The sequence below is a fragment of the Bradyrhizobium sp. 35 genome, assembly GCF_023073215.1.
Classification (GTDB): domain Bacteria; phylum Pseudomonadota; class Alphaproteobacteria; order Rhizobiales; family Xanthobacteraceae; genus Bradyrhizobium; species Bradyrhizobium canariense_D.
The window spans coordinates 24,269-43,433 of record NZ_JADPJC010000090.1 but is presented as its reverse complement, the minus strand read 5'-3'; the positions used below and the strand labels follow the sequence as shown (position 1 = coordinate 43,433).

Here is a 19,165-nt window from a genome sequence, read left to right as displayed (position 1 = left end):
AGCCACGATGAACGACATGATGTCGGAAATGATGGGGTGGGGCGGGCTCACATTCGCCCTGGTCGTCGTCGTGCTGGTTTTGACGCCCGCGACGCTATCAAATCTCCAAGGGACATTGAGCATGCATGGGCCGGTTCTTGCAGGCTGCCATTAGATCACTTGTCCTTGTCGCCCATGTGGTGCGGTGTCGAGGTGGCCGGACCTCCAGTGTAGTGAGCCGCATGGCCGAGGTTGTCTCTGGGCTCGCCGCGGGCAGCAGGGTGGTGCTGCACCCAAGTGATCGGAGCCGACGGGAACAGAATCGCGCAGAGGAAGGGCGTTGAGGGAAGCACCTCACCGCTCAACAGGCGCGCGGGTCATCGCAGACATAGTTCTCCTCAAATCCCGATCTTCCGCGGGGCGCCCGTGGATCCGGACGGCACCTGGAAGTCACCATCGATCGCGCCCCTTACCGGGCGGGCGAGGGTGCAATTGACCAACGAAAGAGTAGCGCTGGTTCTGCCGTGCCTAGTCCTTTCGTGGAAGGGCCGCTCTGATGGGCACAGGGTCGCGATTGCCGACGCTCGTCGAGGCGATCGAACGCGCCAACCGCGAAGGCGACCAGACCATCCTGAGGAGCATCATCGAGCGCGCGGCCGATCCGCGCGACTTCTTGGACGACCCCGAGCGCCACCGGGCCGTCATCGACTATCTCAACGCGCGGCTCTCCTACGACGGGCTCGACCTGCAGCGGGTCGGGTCGGCCGTACGGCTCGGGATGCCCGGCAGATCTTCGAGCGTGGTCGACGCATTGGCCAACGTCGTCGTCGTGATCGATTTCGACACCGTCACGCGGGATCTCGATCGCGCGCTGAAGAGCGTCGAAGACGATCCGAAGGACGCTGTAACGTGCGTGTTCGGTGGTCCGAACGGCCCGGTCCGTTTCTTGTTCGGTGGGATCGACTACGGAAGTCACAGATTCCAGTCTGGAGGCGTAGGGGCCATCTTCATCCACGCACTGGGGCGCGTATGGGTTGATCCCGAGATTCCGTGCGATCCGCGGCCGTCCGGGCTTTCGCCGGCCCAACGGTGCACGCTCGCTGCTCAGTGCCAAATTCTCGTCTGAGACAAGTTCGGGCAACCAACGCCGCAAACCGAAGAAACGGGTGTCAAACCGACAAGCGGTGACGACATTCAGCCCGTGCCAGCTCCTTCCAATTCTAGGAATATATTCCATAATGAAGATTATTCGAAGACCGGCGCGCGAGAAGAACGCAGCAGAATGATCCACCGTCATCAGCTCCGATGGCCGCCGGGTCTCAGCTTCCAAGTGGCGCGGCAACGATCAGCGACAAGCCTGGACGGCTATGCCGAGACCTGGGGCAAGCTGACCGCAAAACTGGCTGTCGCGCGCAAAGATCAGGATGGCGCCGATCGACAACGCCGCGGACGCGGACGAGCAGGGTAGGATAGATCTCTAGTTCCTAGTTATGGAATTCTGGTATGACCAGCCCGTTGAAAAAACTGATGTATTTTGGTTCGCATAACATAGATTATGGAATATTTCGCCGTAGCCGCACGGTCGGCTTTCAGATTTAGAAGCCCACAGGTGGAAATCCCATGTGGACACGCACATTCCGCTCTGGCGCCGACACACCAATACGGTTCAATCGCGACTCAGCGACGAATGAGATCAACGCGATGAGCTTCAAAGCGGCAGCCACGAATGGCGCATACGAGCCTATCTTACATTGTCCGAACTGCAATCACGAAATTCCACTGACGGAATCGCTTGCCGCACCGCTGCTCGAGCAAACCCGCCGGCGCTTCCAGGAACAGCTCGCGGGAAAAGATGCTGAAGTCGCGCGCAAGACCGAGGCGCTCCGTCTGGAACGCGAACAGCTCACCAAGGACCGCGAGGCGGTCGAAGACCAGGTCGCGAAACGATTGACGGCCGAACGCGAGCGGATTGTCGCTTCTGAAGCCAAGAAGGCGCGCGAAGCCTCTGCCACGGAACTATCAGCGAAAATTAACGAGGCTGCCGAGCTCCGTCAGCTTCTGGAGGCGAATAACCGCAAGCTTGCCGAAGCCCAGCAGGCTCAGGCTGAACTTATTCGCAAGCAGCGCGCGTTGGACGATGAGAAGCGTGAGTTGGACTTGACCATCGAAAAGCGCGTTCAAGCCTCCGTTGCAACAGTTCAGACCAAAGCCAGGCAGGAAGCCGACGACGCTGCCAGGCTTCGCGTTGCCGAAAAGGATCAAACGATCGAATCGATGGCACGTACGATCGAGGAACTCAAGCGCAAGGCGGAGCAAGGTTCGCAACAGGCCCAAGGCGAAGTCCTCGAATTGGAACTCGAAGAGCTTTTGCGCAGCCGTTTCCCGACGGATATCATAGAACCAGTCGGCAAAGGCGAGCTTGGCGCCGACGTCGTCCAGCAGGTCAACGGCGCCGTCGGGCAGCCGGCAGGCATAATCCTATGGGAGACGAAACGGACCAAATCGTGGAGCGACGGTTGGCTGGCGAAGCTCAGGGATGACCAACGGCGCTCGGGCGCCGACGTATCGCTCATCATCTCGCACGCGCTACCCAAACACATCGAACAATTCGATCTGATGGATGGCGTGTGGGTCGCTCATCCTCGGTGCGCCCTCCCCGTTGCGGTAGCGCTGCGTCAAGCGCTGCTCGACGTATGCGGCGCACGGCTCGTGCAACAAGGCCAGCAGACAAAGATGGAGCAGGTCTATGACTATCTGACCGGCACCAGATTCCGGCAACGTGTCGAAGCGGTCATCGAGAAATTCAACGACATGAGAGACGACCTGGACAAGGAGCGCAAGTTTATGGGTCGCCAATGGGCGAAACGCGAAACACAGATTGTATCTGTGATAGATTCGACCGTCGGGATGGTGGGCGACCTCCAAGCGATAGCCGGCAAGTCAATGCCTGAAATTCCCAGTTTGGCGCCTCCCCTGCTAGAAGCCGGTGATCCGCCCGAACGCAAGGCGAGCTAGTTTCACTGTCGATCGCTCCCTTCCCTGCCGCGTCAGCAAGACGATTGGGAACGGGCCTGTAGCTCAATGGTTAGAGCCGGCCGCTCATAACGGTCTGGTTGCAGGTTCGAGTCCTGCCGGGCCCACCAAGAATATCAGCAGCGATGGCGGCGACGACTTGCTTGGTCTTCGTTGCTCGCACCGCGACGACTGCACCAGAAACCGCACCAGATACGTCCACTTTTCGTTCGTGCGCAAGCTCGCGTACCGCAACACTCGATGGCGCTAGACCGATTTGGGGGATGGTAGATGTAAACGTCACCCACTCGTCGACGTAGTCGAACACATCGGCGCGCGCCTGGTCCCTGGCCCTCTAGGTTTTGCCTTTCGTCCGTACAGACTTGAGCGACGAGAAGAAGCTCTCCATCGCGGCAATGTCCCGGGCGTTGCCGGAACGGCTCATGCCGCGCCGCAGACGTCGCCGTGGTCGGCCATCAGGCGCTGGAATTGCCCGCTGGTGTATTTGCTATGCCTGCACCCAGAACAACTGGACTGATTGCGCCGAGACCCTTGTTGCGATCAAGAGGCCATCGCGATAAACGAGGTGATTTAAAGTTCTCGATTGCGCAAACGCAGTTTGAATGAAAGGCCAGATCCTCTGTTGTCACAAAGCACATCCAGCTCAGCCAGCGGTGCGACCGCAGCCCTGGCCGGCTACGAATATCAGCTCAACGTCTCTGTGCTGGCGGCTCTGCGATTGCTGCTGATTACGAAATCGGCAACACGCATCACGTTAGAGCCGGCCAATGAGGAAGATCTTGAGGCCGACTGCGAAGCCCACGAACCGGGCCGGGTGGTGCCGAGTGCCATTGTCGCAGGCGGCTACAAGCTTGTCGTGCAGATTAAATTCCGCAGGGGTGAACCGTGGTCGATCGAAGACCTCGACAGATTGCTTAACCATGGCGAGAAGCGAAGGCCTGCGAAACATCATCTCGATGACCTCGACACACGGTTTCTGTTGGTCACCAACGCCGACGCGAAAGGAGCCGCACGTAACTTGCTCGTTTCCGACTTTGAGGAGCAATCGGACCCACTGGAATTCCCGTCTTCTCTCAGGAAGACGCTACCCTTTGCGCCAGAGGGACGCATTGCGATCCGGGGCGGGGCGACAGAGAGATTAATTGAGCTCGAGATCGGCTATATATTGAGCGAGCTGCTTCGTGTCCCACACTCTCGTCAAACCGAGTGCCGCGGGCAACTTTGCCAGGAAGCTCGACGCAGAATGCGCGGAACCGGCCCGGGCGTCTGGACACGCGATGACTTGTTGGCAACGATCCGGGCTCACGGCGGATATCTTGCGAGCGCAGCGGAACTCGTGGGGTTCGTCAAGCCGTCGAACTTCGCCGACATGGCATCTCTCCTGCAACAGCGAAATGCCATCGTGATCACCGGGCCTTCCGGGACAGGAAAGACGCTGGCCGCAATTGCTCTTTGCGATATGGCTCGTCAGCAGGACGGGCGGCTCGATGTCGTCGCCGTGAATCCTAATGATGAACCCTCGATTACAAGACGGCTGATTGACACCGGACCTACGCTCTTCTACGTCGAGGATCCTTGGGGCCAATATAGCCTGCGACGCGGGTCAGAAGCCTGGACGGAGCAACTACCGCGTCTTTTGAAAGATGCGCGTCCCGGACATCGATATGTCATAACCTCCCGCAGTGATATGCTCGGCCAGGCCCGCGCGAACGACGCATTCAACCGGTGGTCAATCGAGCTGAATGCCGAGCAGTACAGCAACGGCGAGCTGGCTCATATCTACGACAAGCGCATGGACCTGCTCGCGACCGATCTACAGCCCAAAGCGCTCAAGTTCAGACAAGCGGCGCTCGAAGCGTTGGAGACCCCGCTCGAGCTGGACTTGTTCTTTACAAACCTCGCGGATGGGCTTCAGTCAGATGAGGCGGATCGCGCGTTCTTGCAGCGCCTGCTCAGCTTGGCCCACCGAGATGCCGTTGAGGGCGTCGTCGTCAAATATCTCGGCGCGACCGATCAAATCGGTCTGTCCGCCGTGATCTGGGGCTTGCTCGCAGCGCGAGGTCAAATCGATCGCACCCAGCTAACTGCACTGCAACGTCAGCTGCGAAAGTCCGATGCCGGATTGGCCGATGGGTTAGAAAAGACCATCGACCGTCTGGTGGCCACACGCCACCTCCGCCAGCCCCAGCGCACGGTTTCGTTCGCGCATCCGAGCGTTCGGGCGGGCTTCGAAATGTTCCTGAAGGAAAACTGGTCTCGCAGTGAGGTTGCCCTCGAATCTCTCCTTGCAGCCCTGACTAAATTGACAGGTGCTTTTCGTGCATGGGGGTCGGAGACGGCCGCCCGCTCGCTGAATGCTGCCAATAATCTATGGGCGACGATCGAGGGAATGGATGACACTTTCCAGGCGTCGGAAGAAAGCCGGTCCGCGATTGACGCGTGGCTCGAGGAATCCCTGCTCGACCCAGACGCCGATTTCCGGGCCCTGCTGCAATTGGCGGCGGACGTTGGCACGAGCGCGTCCATCCCCGCCGAGCTCGCAAGATGGTTCATCAAGGGGGTAAGACGCGGCGGTGCGTTCTTTATCGACGATTGGGAGCCGCCAAGTTTCGACGATGCCTGGTACGAGCGAGTCTCAGCTGATCCCCGATCGGCAATTATCGCCGATCGCTTCATTCGCGAGCAGCTTCCACAGGACCATGGATCCTATGGTCGCGACCTCGCAGACAAACTCGATCGAATTGCAACTGGTCTGACACCCGCGTTCCTTGCGGTCGCTCACAAATTGATCGGGACGGGGTTCGATCGAAACGTCGACGCAGTAGCGGAAGGCGCGGTCCGAGACCTCGCTGGATACGAGGCTGTGTTGATCGCGGCGCTCGACGATTTGGCGGCCATTCGGCGATCTCGCCGCGAAGACACCGGGAAAGAGTGGCGAGCTGTTGAGGATGGCGAGTACGACAAAGGGTACGAGGAATATTACGCGACGCAAGACGACGACAGGGACTACGCATCAGGCGTCATCGTCGACACCTTCATCGAAACCATGCGCAATGCCAGCCGATGGCAGGACTTGGCCAACCACGCGCGGCTAACAGACTTTGCCTGGCGCTGGGCGCAGGAGGTTTTTACCTCCAAGGCTGCGGCGACGGCAGCCGAAATCCGTACGATTCTGGAAGCGACCCGCAAGAGCGGCGATGAGGAAGCAGGTTGGAACGCGGCGCGTCAATGTTGGAACGCGACGTTGGAGAACCTTCTGGCCGACCGGATTTTGTCGCAGCCGGATGATGAAGGCTTGCGCAGGTCCCTGATCCAGTGCGCGATCACCGCGGCTCCGTCGATCTTGATCAATTGCCTGGAGACGCATGCGGCGTCACCCTCGGCGTTCGTTCATCTGTTGGTCGATATTTATGCCGTTCAAGCCCGTGTCGAAGCGGAACGGTTGGAATCGGTGTTCGCGAAACTCTCTCCAGAAGCAAGGGAACTATTTGAGGCGTTCGAAACGAACAAGCACGAGCCACGTCCGGTAGGAACAGCTGCCCTCGCCTTGCTTGAGGCTGCAGCGCCAGTTGCGGCTTCGACCGTGCTCCGTGTGATCGTGCCAGTGATGATCGCAAGTTTATCAAAGCCGGCCCCCGTTGTCCGCAGGTGGCTCGCGGAAGCGACGGACGGCGCCGAGGCAGCTGCCGCAACTCAGGCTGCGATCACGATTGGCGAGGAACCTCTGATCTGGTTGGCCCTGCACCATGATCGCGCCGACGCGCGTCAAAGGGCGCTTGAATATCTGGCGTCAAGACTGCCAGATCCATTACCTACCGAGCTCCTTGCTCTTGCGAGTGATAAGGGTAGCCGGGTCCGCCGCAGTTTGACCGCTATCCTCAGCAGCCGACCGCACCCGGAGCATTCGCCGGTACTCATGCAACTGACTCTGGACCGTTGGTCCGATGCCGAGCCGCACTATCAGGAGCCGGACTCCTATCCGATCGCGCGCGAAGCTGTGGCCGCGCTAGAGACGTACGCATCACTTGGTGATGAGACCGGGACCAAGCTGATCGCGTTGGCCAGGCAGACCTCCGACCGGCAGCTACGCCGGGACGCGTTGAGCGCCGCGGCCCGACTTTGCGGGCCGGCCATTCGACGCCAGATCTGGTCGCTCTTTGCTGACAAGCCGCTTGGTTGGCTGCGCGTCGACGCTATCGACGCATTGAGCACCGCCAGCACAGTGGAGCTCGAAATCGTAGGGAAGATCACCGCAGACCTTTTAATGAGATTGCCGCCGCCGCTGGCGGCCTCTGCCACGATTCTGGCGGGAGCGCATCTTCCAGTCGCCGATGCCGTCCAAATGTTTGAGCGGGTCGGACATTCCCAACCGCACAGGGCATTGTTGCTGCTCGGCGTCATCGCGTTAGAGAGCCGAGACCGTGCGACCGCGCTTGGCCTCCTCGAATTGCTCGACACCGGCCACCCGGCACGCAGACTGCTCGCAACTGATGAGCTTTTGCCGTCGACCGTTCTCGACGATCTGGGTGACGTCCGGATCCGACGATATGTGGGTCAATGGCTGAATGATCGAATTGCGAAGAAATAATTGGTGGACTTTGGCGCACCAGCGCCCCGCGGCAAATAGCCGACAGGGGCGTCCAAGCATCGCATGGGAAAACCCCGAGTTATCAGGTAAGGATAGGATCAGCGCGATAGGTTCTCGTCATCGATAAACCTTTGACGCGATCGGGCGACTTCATCAGGGACACGCCCCTGGACTTGTGGGGCCGGATGGGAGGCCGCTATCTAAAGACTCTCCGGAGTTCGGCCGCATTATGGTCGACGTGTCGTCCACCAATTCTGAAATTGTTAAGCGCTTGAAGAACGACCCGTCGTTAGCCTGGACCCTACCCTCTGGAAGGTTTGAAGAGATCGTCGCGGAAATACTGAACCTTCAAGGATATGACGTCACGCTTACCCGCGCTTCGAAAGATGAAGGCTTCGATATCTACGCTGCCCGAAAGGAAGGGCTCGGACAATTCTTGTACTTGGTCGAATGTAAGCGGTTTGTCCCACCCAATAAGGTAGGCGTCGAAGTCGCACACTGTATGGCGTGTTGCAGTCCCGTCGTGCCACTGCGGGGGCAATCGTGACGACTTCGTACTTCACCGCAGGTGCGGAAGAATTTCAGAGAGAAATTCCGAATCAACCCCAACTGCATGACTACCTTGCACTACAACAATGGATAAGTGGCTTCCGTTAGTGTGTTTCGGCATGGAATAAGGACCCCGTTTTCGGGGTGATCGGCATCCAATCGGGGGTCTGACTCATTTCCGATGAAGTTTGCCGGGCGACTGTGGTTCTCAAACGGAGAATCAGCGCCATGCGGACGGGCTTTCAAATCTCATCGCTAGTACCGAGTGGTTTGGTGTTTGATGGTGTATGTGACTCAATGGATTCGGTTATTCTGGCTGTTCGGTCAGAGGCTGCGGAGGCCCAATGCCCTTTGTGCGCGACAGCGTCGCGCCGAATCCATAGCCGATACATCCGGCACGTGGCTGATTTGCCGTCAGCGGGCAGAAGGGTGCGCCTCCGATTGCTCACGCGGCGCTTCACATGTGAGGTGCCGCATTGCCGCCGGCGGATCTTCGCGGAGCGGTTTGGAGAAGACATCGTCCCGCTTCGACGGCGCCGGACGGCACGGTTGGAATACATCGTCCATCACTTGGGGTTGGCGCTCGGCGGCCGGCCGGCGGCAAGCTTCGCCAAGCGGCTCATGCTGCCCGTCAGCAACGATACCTTGCTGCGGGTGGTCCGCCGGCGGACGGCGATGCCGACAGATCCATTGCTTGTTGTGGGCATCGATGACTGGGCGTTCCGGAGAAATCATCGATACGGGACGATCGTGTGCGATTTGGAGCGCCGGCGGATCGTTACCCTGCTGCCCGACCGGGAAACGGCGACCGTTCCGGCGTGGCTATCGAAGCACCCAGCGATCAACATTGTGTCGCGAGATCGCGGTGGTGGATACGGCGAGGCAGCAGCCAAGGCGCTGCCGAACGCCATCCAAGTCGCCGACCGCTGGCATCTGATGGAAAATGCGAGCGCGGCCTTCCTTCATGCGGTGCGCCGCTCCATGAACAGAATCCGAACCGCAATTGGAGCGACGACGATCAACCCGGAATTGCTGACCTGTGCGGAAAAGCTGCGCTATCAGGGCTATTTGCGGCGGCAGGACAGCCATGCCGTAATTACGGCTCTCGTCAGCGACGGTGTGTCGCTCAAGGAGATCGTCCGCCGCACAGGACATAGTCGCAATCTGGTTCGCCAAATTAGCCGCAGCGGCGGTACGGATATGTTCCGCACCCGTCAAAGCACCCTGGACGGGCATCTGCCGTTCCTGGACGCGCAGTGGTCAGGCGGCTGTCGCAACGGTGCCGAGCTCTGGCGCCGCTTGAAGGGACAAGGCTTCAAGGGATCGCTGCGCGTCGTGGCGGAATGGGCGACGCGACGGCGACGTGCCGAGACCATCAGCCATCAACAATTGCAGAAGGTCCCCGCCGCCAGGACGATAGCGCAGCTGATGACGACGAAGCGCGACCACCTAACCAAAGCCGAGACCGTCACGCTTGCGGTCATCGAACAAAACGTTCCTATGCTGGCCGATGCCCAAGCTCTCGTTGGCTGCTTCCACGCGATGATCCGAAAGAAGGCCGAGATGGAGCTCGAACCTTGGATTGATGACTCCAAGCGGAGCCTCATTGCCTCGTTCGCGAATGGCATTGCCAACGATAAGGGCGCGGTGCACGCGGCTATCACGCAACCATGGTCCAATGGCCAAGTGGAAGCTCAGATCACCAAGCTCAAGCTGGTCAAACGGCAAATGTACGGGCGCGCTAAGCTCGATCTCCTTCAGGCTAGGCTGATTGGCGCGCCATAAAAACAATCACGATCATCGAATATGCGTCAGAGCCCCTTTTGGATGCCGATAGGGGGTCCCAGTCGAACGCCGATTGACAATCCTGCCTCGGGGGCACGATACCTCGACGCCATCGCCTATGCCGCGTTGGCGCGACTTCACTGTCGACAATGCTGAAACGGTTACCTGGGCCCTCATCAGGCGGGGGGCTGCCGCGATCAGCGAGCGCCTGCTTGCCGACGTTGGCTTGAGCCCAGCGCGATGGTCGCTTCTGCTCGACCGCCTTGGGGATCTGGCGCCCGACCCCGCCGCCGCGCTTGAGGCGCTTGAGGCGACGGAGCCGCGGATTACGGACAGCAACGATCGGGCGATGTTCTGGGACAAGCTGCGGCGGGTGCTCAACCATCACCGACAATTTCCGGATGCTGAGTGGTCACTGCCAGCGCCAGTGTTGGATCGACTAGAAGCGGTCTACGACCGGTTCGCCCCCACCGATTCGCTCAATGAGGTTGCCTGGCTTTTCCAGCAGTCGGTTCAACTGCCGAACCCTTCAGGTGCGGGATGGGAAGCCGAACAGCGGGATGTCGAGACCGTGAGGCAGCAAGCCGCGCAGGCGGTCTACGCCAAGGGCGGGATCGCCGCCGTCCTGTCACTCGCCGGACTGACGGGTACTGCTGGCTATCTTGGCAAGGCCCTCTATGACAGCGGGTTGTCTGCACCCGAGCTCGACGTTCTACTCGAAGCAGCAGTTCGGAGCGACAATGCCCGCGAGCGAGACGTCGCGCACGGCCTGATTATCTCCATTTTCCGAGATCGCAAGGAGCCCTGGGCGGCGGCGCTGATCGGAAAGGCGAGGGCCGGAAGCTGGAGCCACACCGCTCTACAGACTATTCTACGCGCCCTTCCCATCGAGCGCTGGACCTGGGATCAGGTCGCCAGCATCGGCGGTGAATTCGAAACAACGTACTGGCGCCACGCGCCGGTGTTCTCGATGAGCGACGACAGCGAAGATGTCGCCTACGCTATCCGTAAATTGATCAGCGTCGGCCGCGCCCGGCACGCCCTGCCGCTCGCAGGGCGGGGCGATAAGGTGCATCTGCCCAGCGACCTGCTGGTTGAGGTACTACGGGAGGCCGCTCGCCAACCTTTCGAAAGCGACGGCGACAGCAACGAAGCGACCATGTTCCAACACTATGTCGCAGAGATTCTGGAGCTGCTCGACGAACGCAACGACATCGATCGAAATGCTCTCGTCGCCCTGGAATGGAACTATCTTCGGGTGCTGGAACACTCTCGCCGACCGGCGAAGGTGCTGCTGAGGGCCCTCTCGGAACAGCCGTCGCTGTTCATCGAAATGCTAAGTGCGGTCTACAAGGCCAGCGAGGAAAGTGGGGTTGTCGATCGGGAGCCGGAAAACGCTGAGAATGCGCGAGCGGTCGCCACTCAGGCTTATCGCTTGCTGGAGCCTTGGAATCGGATTCCCGGGACACTCGACGAAGGCTCGATCGACGGCATAGTGCTGGAGGCTTGGATCAAGGAGGCGCGAGCCCTGGCCAAGGCGGCCGGGCGGGAGGACGTCGCCGACAGTCGTATCGGCAATATGCTGTCGGCCTCGCCGATGGGCTCGGACGGCAATTGGCCGGCCGAGCCAGTCCGGGAGGTGATCGACCTTTTTCGTAGCAAGCCGATGATCGAAGGCTTTCAGATCGGCAAAGGCAACCGGCGCGGCATCACCACCCGCATGCCCGGCGACGGCGGTGAACTCGAACGCCAGGAAGCTGCAAAGTACCGGGCGTGGGCCAAAGCGATCACCTATGATCACCCTCATACCGCTAAGGCGCTCGATGCTTTGGCGGAGAGGTATGAATGGGACGCCCGCCGGCACGACGAGCACGCCGAGCGCCTCGACTGGGAGCCCTAGGCGTTCACCAACGGCCCGTTGCTCCGGTCCCATGTTCGAGGTCGCTGAGGGCTGCGAGTTTAACTCGTCAATGCAATCTCGCTATTCACTCCACTGCGCTCAACGAAAACAGCCGGCTCCGATGCAGACGCGCGTCGTCAGCAAGACCAAACGTCTGCTCTTATTGTAGTGACAGGGCGGATAAGTGATTGTCGGCACATCCAAGAGTTGGCGCTAGCGTAGCGCGCGATGCATTCACCGGTCCGCGCAATCGAAGGTATTATCCGGCTAACCCGTGTTGGTGTGCAAGCCGATGCCATCCCACCATCGGGCACTGGCTTTTCTGTCATCCGCTCTCAAACCCACTAGCGGCACCGAGCATCCGACGCTGACGAAAGTGAAGGCAACGGTACAAGCGCCTCTCTTCTAACTACCGCTCCAGCCTCATCAGCATATCGTCGACGCGCTCGACCAGAATGCTGTTGTGGTCATCCCCGTTTTCCTTGCGATGAAGCATGTCGCAAAGATCTTGGATATCGAGATTGACCAAGAGCTTACCGCTGTCCCGTAGAACGCCGCGCGCCGCCGCCAGAGCGTTTTTATCCGCCCCATTCCTAGAGATTATGATAGCCATCGACCGCAAAGCAGTACAGAAGAGGTACTTCTCGGTCGTGTAAATCTGTGTTTGTTTGATCTTCGCTCCGTAGTTCTTGAATTCGAACACGATATACCGGGAGCGAAACTGACTGACGATCGCATTCCAAAAGTCGTGTTCTGACGCTACTCGCACAACGAGATCGTAGAACGAGAGCTTGGTATCGCTCGGCTTCTGAGGTGACCAAGCGGTGAGATCCTTGTCAAAGATATAGCGTAAAGCCTCTACCATCTTCTCTTCGAATTTCTCGGCATCGGCCCGCCCCATCGGTATCGCGTTTATCTCTTTGCAGAGATCACTCCCTTTGGTTTCCTTCAGAATCGTCGGCAGGCAGGCCGGCGGCGTTAGGGGACTGGAAATATCAAGCTCCATGTTCGTTTCCAGCGGTTGAGGTACTGCGACCTCGGAGAACGGCAAGGCCTCGCGAGTAATGTCCTCAAACGTACTACCGAGCGCCGGGTGTTTCGACACTAGGAATGCGAGATTGTCGATGTCGTAAATCAATAAGTTTGGAAACAGCGATTTCACCTCGCTATGTACGCGGGATTCGACCTTATTACCGATGACGAGTATGCCACGCTCCGCTGGCCAGGCACGCCGCATATACTCCGCTTGAAGGGCGGAGCTCCTTAGAGCGTGAGCCGGCATGGTCCGGGATCGGAAAATATGCGTGCCGCCGACCGCCGTGGCCCCGGTCCGTGAACGAATCAGCAAATGGGGAGACCAACGGAGCCCGGCGGGAGGACCCGCTTTGGACTCGGCGTGGAAGCCTTCAGCCCTAAAAAGCTGAAACACCAACTCGTCGAACCGGTCCTCAAGGTCCATAGCCCCACCCCACCTCGTGCCGCCAGAAACGAGCAAATTGCCAGCTCTTGCGGGCCTGATTACTTGGCGCTGCACTTCTATCCGAAACGTTATCCCAGATACTCATGCGCACAAAGCAGAAGCAATGGGTTTACGCATGGCGACAATGACTCTGTCGCGATTGGGGCGGGATTTGCCGTGGCATTCGACAATCAACCAGAACGTCTATCGCTTTGTGCGTGGGTTATGGGGGATGTCCCGGGTTCTGTTGAATTTCTGGAGAGGTCGGCGTTGCCCACCTTGAGCCGGTAGGCTCGGGGTGCTGATTCCACAAAGGAGAGCAACGCCATGACGAGAGATATCACACCGGCTCGCCGGCGACTGGGGCTGTGGACGAAGCGTTTGCGGAAGTGCGGGCGAGCTTCGATCGGTTCTCCCTTGCGGCGGGGATCGAGGCGCTCGGCACGATGATGGAGTCGGATGTCACGGCGGCCTGCGGGCCGCGCCACGGTCGCGATGCGGCGCGGCGGGCGCACCGTTGGGGCCGAACGCGGGGACGGATCGGTTTCCACGGCGCCAAGATCGAGGTCGAGCGCCCGCGGGTCCGGGGCGTGGACGGCCGCGAGGTCACGATCCCGAGCTGGGAAACGGCAGCGCAGGAGGACTGGCTCGGTCGCTGGGCGATGAACCTGATGCTGATCAACGTGTCGACGCGCCGGTTCGGCCGCGCCGTCCGGCTGCCCGAGGGGGACGTGCCGGCACCGCCCGGATCTGGGGTGTCGAAGTCGGCGGCCTCGCGGAGGTTCGTGGCGCTGTCGGCGGCTCGGCTGGCCGACTTCATGGCTGCCGACCTGTCCGCGCTCGACCTTCTGGTGGTGCAAATCGATGGGCTGCATCTCGGCGACGATCTCGTGCTGGTCGCCGCGATCGGGGTTGACGGCGAAGGCAACAAGCATCCGCTGGCGCTGGTGGAAGGGGCGACCGAGAATGCCGCAACGGTTCAGGCCCTGCTCGACAACCTGGTCTCGCGCGGGCTCGACCCGGGGTGCCAAGACTGTTCATCGCCGACGGCGCGAAAGCATTGTCGAAGGCGATCCGCCGCACCTTCGGTTCGGCCGCTGCGATCCAGCGCTGCCAGATCCACAAGGCGCGCAACCCCATGGAACGCCTGCCGAAAGAGCATCATGCGGCCACCCGTCGGGTGCTGCGCCAGGCCTGGGAGCTCGATGACGCCGACAAGGCTTAAAAATTGATCCGCAATCTCGCGCGCCGACTCGACCAGCAATGGCCCGGCGTAGCGACGAGCATCCTCGAAGGCCTCGACGAAATCCTGACTGTCGTCCGGTTGAAGTTGCCGAAGGAGCTTCGTCGATCGCTCGCCTGTACCAACATCGCCGAGAACATGATGGGCACCATTCGCCGCGTCACGCGCAACGTCAAACGCTGGCGGGATGCCGGTATGGCCTTGCGATGGGTCGCGGCCGGCATGATCGAGGCCAACAAGGGCTTCCGACGATTGAAGGCGCATAAGCAATTGTCGGTTCTGCGTGCGGGCCTCCAAGCTCACGACGATCGCATGACGATCAAGCCCGTTGCCCACGTCACGAGGGCCGCGTAACATTCATTCCGGCAACGTCGGCCCGACGTAGTTCAACACCGATCGGGACATCCCCTGGGTTATCACGTACACTCGCACTACTTTCTACAACGACAGACGACCGCACTCGCAGCTTGGATGGAGAACCCCGTCCGAGTTCGCGATGACCTGCCATCCGCGCCGGGATATGGCGCTGCGCTATACCGAAGGCTCCGCGCCAGCTCCCACCGCCCAACTGCGCAAATCCAACGGCAAGGGCGAACTCAGAACCGGATAACACCTCGGGGCAAGGTCAATGCGCCGGCCCCAAACTCGATCTTGATGGACCCGCCGCTGCTTGCCGGCGCGACTGGGGCAAGGCCCGTCCCCAATTCCGCGACCACCATCGCCAGCACGAAGCCAGGCTGATGGGCGGCATCCTTCGGCTCAGCTTGAAACGGACCGTCGCGTTCGCGGCAGCAATGAGCGTGAAACACCATACCGCCGCGGGCCCTGCCCTATCAAAAAACCCGGGTAAAGGTATGCCGCCCACCCGACTACCCAGGAATGTGCGGTAGGAATTCGTACCAAGGTGGACTATGCGTATGTCTTTGGGAGACAATTATATCAATGACAGGCTTGTCATTCGAGATCCTTATCGATGACGCTCTTGCCGGAATCACTTCCGTGTCTCAGCTCACCGCCTTAGTGAACAAGCGGGTCCTCAGTTTAATTAACGACTTCGAGGACGCCGAGTGGCGGTATCTCAAGTTCCAGAGTTACCTCTGGGACAATATAGCTCAAACCGCCCTGTCCCAAAGAGAGCGATCCGCACTTGTGGACCAGAGTCACAGCAGTCTTATAGCCGCCGCTCAGAACCTCAGATTGACTGACAAGGATGAACTGGGTCAGGGCAGCGAAATTGCCGAAGTGTTCTTGTATGGACTAATGCGCCATCGGTTTGGCGCTTTGCCAGTCGTTCCAAAGATATTTTACAAGCAGAACGTTCAGGACAATGCCAAGGGTGCAGACAGCGTACACATCGTAGTGAATGGCGACGACTTTACACTCTGGTTCGGCGAAGCGAAATTTTACAACTCCATAGCTGATGCTCGACTCGATGCGGTAGTGACTTCCGTCCTAAACTCGCTTTCGACCGATAAGCTGAAGAAGGAAAACGCGATCATCACCAGTGTCTCGGACCTGGATGGCCTGGCGATCGAGGCGGCCCTTCGGGAGAAGATCAAAGCCGCCTTAAGCAACCGGGAGTCGATCGACACGCTGAAGGCGAAGATTCATATACCGATCCTCTTGCTACATGAATGCGCTACGACCGCGACTGCGAAGGAATTGTCCCAGAATTACAAGGCAACATTGACCGCGTTTCACACGGAACGGGCTAATTCTTACTTTTCAAAGCAGCTCGCAAAATCCAACTCAGTTCACAAATACGGTGATCTCAACTTCCACATCATCCTCTTTCCCGTCCCAAGCAAGAAGAAGATCGTTGATGCGTTTGTCCACGCGGTAGCCTTCTACAAAGGACAGAAATGATGGAGGTTTTTGAGACGTGTCAGGAGATCAATGGGTTGCTATCCAGCCAGAACGAGCTGGCTGCCAGAAACCTCCTGATACAACTGCTAGCAGATTTGGAGCAGGCTAAGACGCCCTACCCTCAATTAGTGAACCATATGATCCGGGCGACCGGCCTGTTTCCCTACCTGCAACTTGAGAGCGCATCATGGGATCAAAAATACGTGCATCATGCGTTTGAGGTCGACGTTGGGCGTCGATTGGCAACCCTGCACCGAGAGCAATCGTCTATCCTTGCCAAGCTGCTGAACGGAAACAGCATCGCGGTAAGCGCCCCAACGAGCTTCGGGAAGAGCTTCATCATTGATGCATTTGTAGCCGCAAAGCATCCCGACAACGTCGTGATTATTGTTCCGACGATCGCGCTCATGGATGAAACACGAAGGCGACTGTTCAAGAAATTCTCCGATCACTACACGATCATTACTGCGCCGGATACACGGCTCGGACTCAAAAACATCTTCATCTTTCCGCAGGAGCGCGCCTTCGGATATCTGGCATCCCTGGAAAAGATCGACCTTCTCGTAGTCGATGAATTCTACAAGGCGAGCCAAGAGCACGACCCCGAGCGCGCCTCCACTCTCATAAAGGCGATTCTAAAACTTTCCAAGAAGGCAACCCAGAGGTACTACCTTGCGCCGAACATCAAGAAACTCAACGATAATGCGTTCACGCGCGACATGGAGTTTATTGAACTCCTTAATTTCAATACGGTGTACTTGAATATTCAAGAACCTTACAGGGACTTTGGAGGAGACGCCGCCAAGAAAGGCGCGAAGCTTATTGAGCTGATTTCTCCTGGCGATCAGAAAACGCTTGTCTATGCCGGTACATACTCCGAGATCCGAAAGATTGCCGACCTTGTAATCGAGAACCTGCCACCCGTTGATCGGATCTACACCTCAGCATTCGCCAAGTGGCTCAGGGACAACTACGAAGAGGACTGGCTCTTGGCCGATCTGGTTGAGCGCGCCGTCGGGGTTCACAATGGCAGCATGCACAGATGCCTGAGCCAGCTGCAGATCAAACTTTTTGAATATGAGGACGGATTCGACAGCATTGTGTCCACCTCTTCAATCATTGAGGGTGTCAACACTTCCGCTCAGAACGTGATCGTATGGCGCAGCAAGGTTGGCAGGACCAACCTTAAGGACTTTACATACAAGAATATTATTGGCCGCGGCGGGCGCATGTTCAAGTACTTCGTAGGCAATATTTTCCTTTTAGATGCGCCGCCAAAATCCGAAGATGCCCAACTCGAAATCTCGTTTCCAGATAAGATGCTAGGGACTCTCGACGAACATGGCGATGCAGACCAGCTGACAGACCTTCAAATTGAACGGATCGTCGAGTACAGAAGCCAAATGTCCGCTATCATTGGCGCCGAACAATTCGGGCGCCTCAAGAAGGACAATCTTCTTCAGGACAGCGATGCCGACTTTCTGCTGCGTTTGGCGAAAGACATGAGGGACGCTCCGGATGAGTGGAAGGGGTTCGGCTATCTCAACTCATCAAATCCCTCTCAGTGGGACCCTATGCTGTATAAAGTACTCAAACTCAAACCCGGCGGCTGGGATACGACATGGTCTAACGTTGTGAATGTCACCAAGGCGATCGCGCAGAATTGGCATGATGACCTCTCCCAGATTATTTCGACGTTGAGGCAAGATGGCATAAGCATAGAGGACTTCTTCAAACTGGAGCGGACTGTTACGTTTAAGTTGTCCGCTCTCCTGGGCGACGCAAATGAGCTTCATAAGATCATCGTGAACCCTTCTGTCGACGTTTCCGGTTTCGTGGGCAGGATGAGCCGGGCGTTTCTCCCCAGTGCAGTCTACCACCTCGAGGAATACGGCCTACCGCGCATGATATCGAAGAAGATCCATACCGCTGGGCTCATCAATTTTGAAGACCCCGAGATGGATCTCATAAGAACACTTGAGAGATTCAAGTTTTTGGGGAGTAACGCGGTGCTCGCGATCAAATCTCTAGGACCTTTTGATCGCTATATTGTGCGCTTCTTCTTCGACGGAATCACTCCTGACGAGCCGCAGACCCCGGAGGACGCTTGATAGGATGTTGCGCTGAAGGCATGGCGATTACACGAGCGGATCCACGCGATCCCGCTAAGCGAGATGGGGATAGGCCGGAAGATTTGGCACTCCCAACTCAGTTGGACCGATTCATCATGCTGGCCGGACGGAGCCCAGTATGGGTGAGAGGCCTATCGTTTGGATGTTTTCGAGCGCCTGATTGCGGCAGAAGCCGAGCGCGATCGAAGGACCCTGCGCCAGCCATGCTCTTCGTCTACTTTCCTCCTCCACGCGGCTCGTAGAAAGCCGAATGCCTGCAGGATCTTGTGAACACCAGCGCTGCCATCGGACCAATCATCGGGGGAGCAAAGTGCCAGGTAGGCCCTTCCAGCCGGCCAGCACCACTGTCCCGGAAGCGTCGGTCTAGATGCGACGAGCCGGTTCGGGATGGTCGAGCTTGACTAAAAGACCAGATAATCAAAGCGACCAGTGCATGCTGCGGGATCTCAATAGCTGAGAAAGGATCGTCAGCGGAAACACAAGAGCAAGCCCGTTTCGCGCCGGACTCTGTCATCGCTAGGGCGCGAACGCCGATCTCTATGCGGTGCGGCGCATCTCCCACCTTTCAACTGACGTCTTCATCGAGCTCACGCGCTCGCACTGGCGGCAAGTAGATTAAGGGCGCCTGTGG

9 protein-coding genes, 1 tRNA gene and 3 pseudogenes are annotated in these 19,165 nt (G+C 58.6%); 11 read left to right on the top strand and 2 right to left on the bottom strand.

Going from position 1 to position 19,165, the window contains the following annotated elements; all coding sequences use genetic code 11:
• The first annotated feature begins 7 nt into the window (after positions 1-7).
• The 4 genes from IVB36_RS19555 to IVB36_RS19540 all read left to right on the top strand — a co-directional run bounded on the left by IVB36_RS19555 (position 8) and on the right by IVB36_RS19540 (position 3,122).
• Entirely contained in the window at positions 8-154 is a 147-nt protein-coding gene (locus IVB36_RS19555) for a hypothetical protein (RefSeq protein WP_247392780.1), read from the top strand.
• Between the two features lie 399 nt (positions 155-553).
• Positions 554-1,105 carry a hypothetical protein gene (locus IVB36_RS19550; RefSeq protein ID WP_247392779.1) on the top strand — a complete coding sequence of 184 codons (552 nt, stop codon included), beginning with the start codon at positions 554-556 and terminating at the stop codon, positions 1,103-1,105.
• 575 nt (positions 1,106-1,680) lie between these two features.
• Positions 1,681-2,994 (top strand): DUF2130 domain-containing protein, encoded by a 1,314-nt coding sequence (locus IVB36_RS19545; RefSeq protein ID WP_247392792.1) that lies wholly within the window; start codon positions 1,681-1,683, stop codon positions 2,992-2,994.
• 52 nt (positions 2,995-3,046) lie between these two features.
• Positions 3,047-3,122 (top strand) — tRNA-Ile (locus IVB36_RS19540).
• A gap of 227 nt (positions 3,123-3,349) precedes the next feature.
• On the opposite strand, the pseudogene IVB36_RS19535 reads toward IVB36_RS19540, so the two are convergent.
• A pseudogene (locus IVB36_RS19535) lies at positions 3,350-3,507 on the bottom strand (IS3 family transposase); the annotation flags it as partial.
• A 127-nt stretch (positions 3,508-3,634) separates the two neighbouring features.
• Between IVB36_RS19535 and IVB36_RS19530 the strand changes: the two are divergent.
• The 3 genes from IVB36_RS19530 (at position 3,635) to IVB36_RS19520 (ending at position 11,834) form a co-directional block, all read left to right on the top strand.
• Positions 3,635-7,600: a hypothetical protein gene (locus IVB36_RS19530; protein ID WP_247392778.1), complete on the top strand. Its 3,966-nt coding sequence runs from the start codon at positions 3,635-3,637 to the stop codon at positions 7,598-7,600.
• Positions 7,601-8,377: 777 nt separating this feature from the next.
• Positions 8,378-9,934, top strand: a complete 1,557-nt coding sequence (locus tag IVB36_RS19525) for an ISL3 family transposase (protein WP_247392777.1) — start codon at positions 8,378-8,380, stop codon at positions 9,932-9,934.
• A gap of 118 nt (positions 9,935-10,052) precedes the next feature.
• A complete protein-coding gene (locus tag IVB36_RS19520) occupies positions 10,053-11,834 on the top strand; it encodes a hypothetical protein (protein WP_247392776.1) in 1,782 nt (593 codons plus the stop codon).
• Positions 11,835-12,243: 409 nt separating this feature from the next.
• On the opposite strand, the gene IVB36_RS19515 is transcribed toward IVB36_RS19520, so the two are convergent.
• Positions 12,244-13,293, bottom strand: a complete 1,050-nt coding sequence (locus IVB36_RS19515) for a hypothetical protein (protein WP_247392775.1) — start codon at positions 13,291-13,293, stop codon at positions 12,244-12,246.
• A gap of 327 nt (positions 13,294-13,620) precedes the next feature.
• Here IVB36_RS19515 and IVB36_RS19510 point away from each other — a divergent pair.
• The 4 genes and pseudogenes from IVB36_RS19510 to IVB36_RS19495 all read left to right on the top strand — a co-directional run bounded on the left by IVB36_RS19510 (position 13,621) and on the right by IVB36_RS19495 (position 18,513).
• Positions 13,621-14,890 (top strand): annotated as a pseudogene (locus IVB36_RS19510) (IS256 family transposase).
• Positions 14,891-14,975: 85 nt separating this feature from the next.
• A pseudogene (locus IVB36_RS19505) lies at positions 14,976-15,146 on the top strand (IS3 family transposase); the annotation flags it as partial.
• 332 nt (positions 15,147-15,478) lie between these two features.
• The gene (locus IVB36_RS19500) at positions 15,479-16,402 is read left to right on the top strand and encodes a DUF1837 domain-containing protein (RefSeq protein ID WP_247392774.1); all 924 of its coding nucleotides are present in this window, start codon (positions 15,479-15,481) and stop codon (positions 16,400-16,402) included.
• Positions 16,399-18,513: a DEAD/DEAH box helicase gene (locus IVB36_RS19495; protein ID WP_247392773.1), complete on the top strand. Its 2,115-nt coding sequence runs from the start codon at positions 16,399-16,401 to the stop codon at positions 18,511-18,513. Before IVB36_RS19500 ends, IVB36_RS19495 begins: the two co-directional genes overlap by 4 nt.
• Positions 18,514-19,165 lie beyond the last annotated feature (652 nt).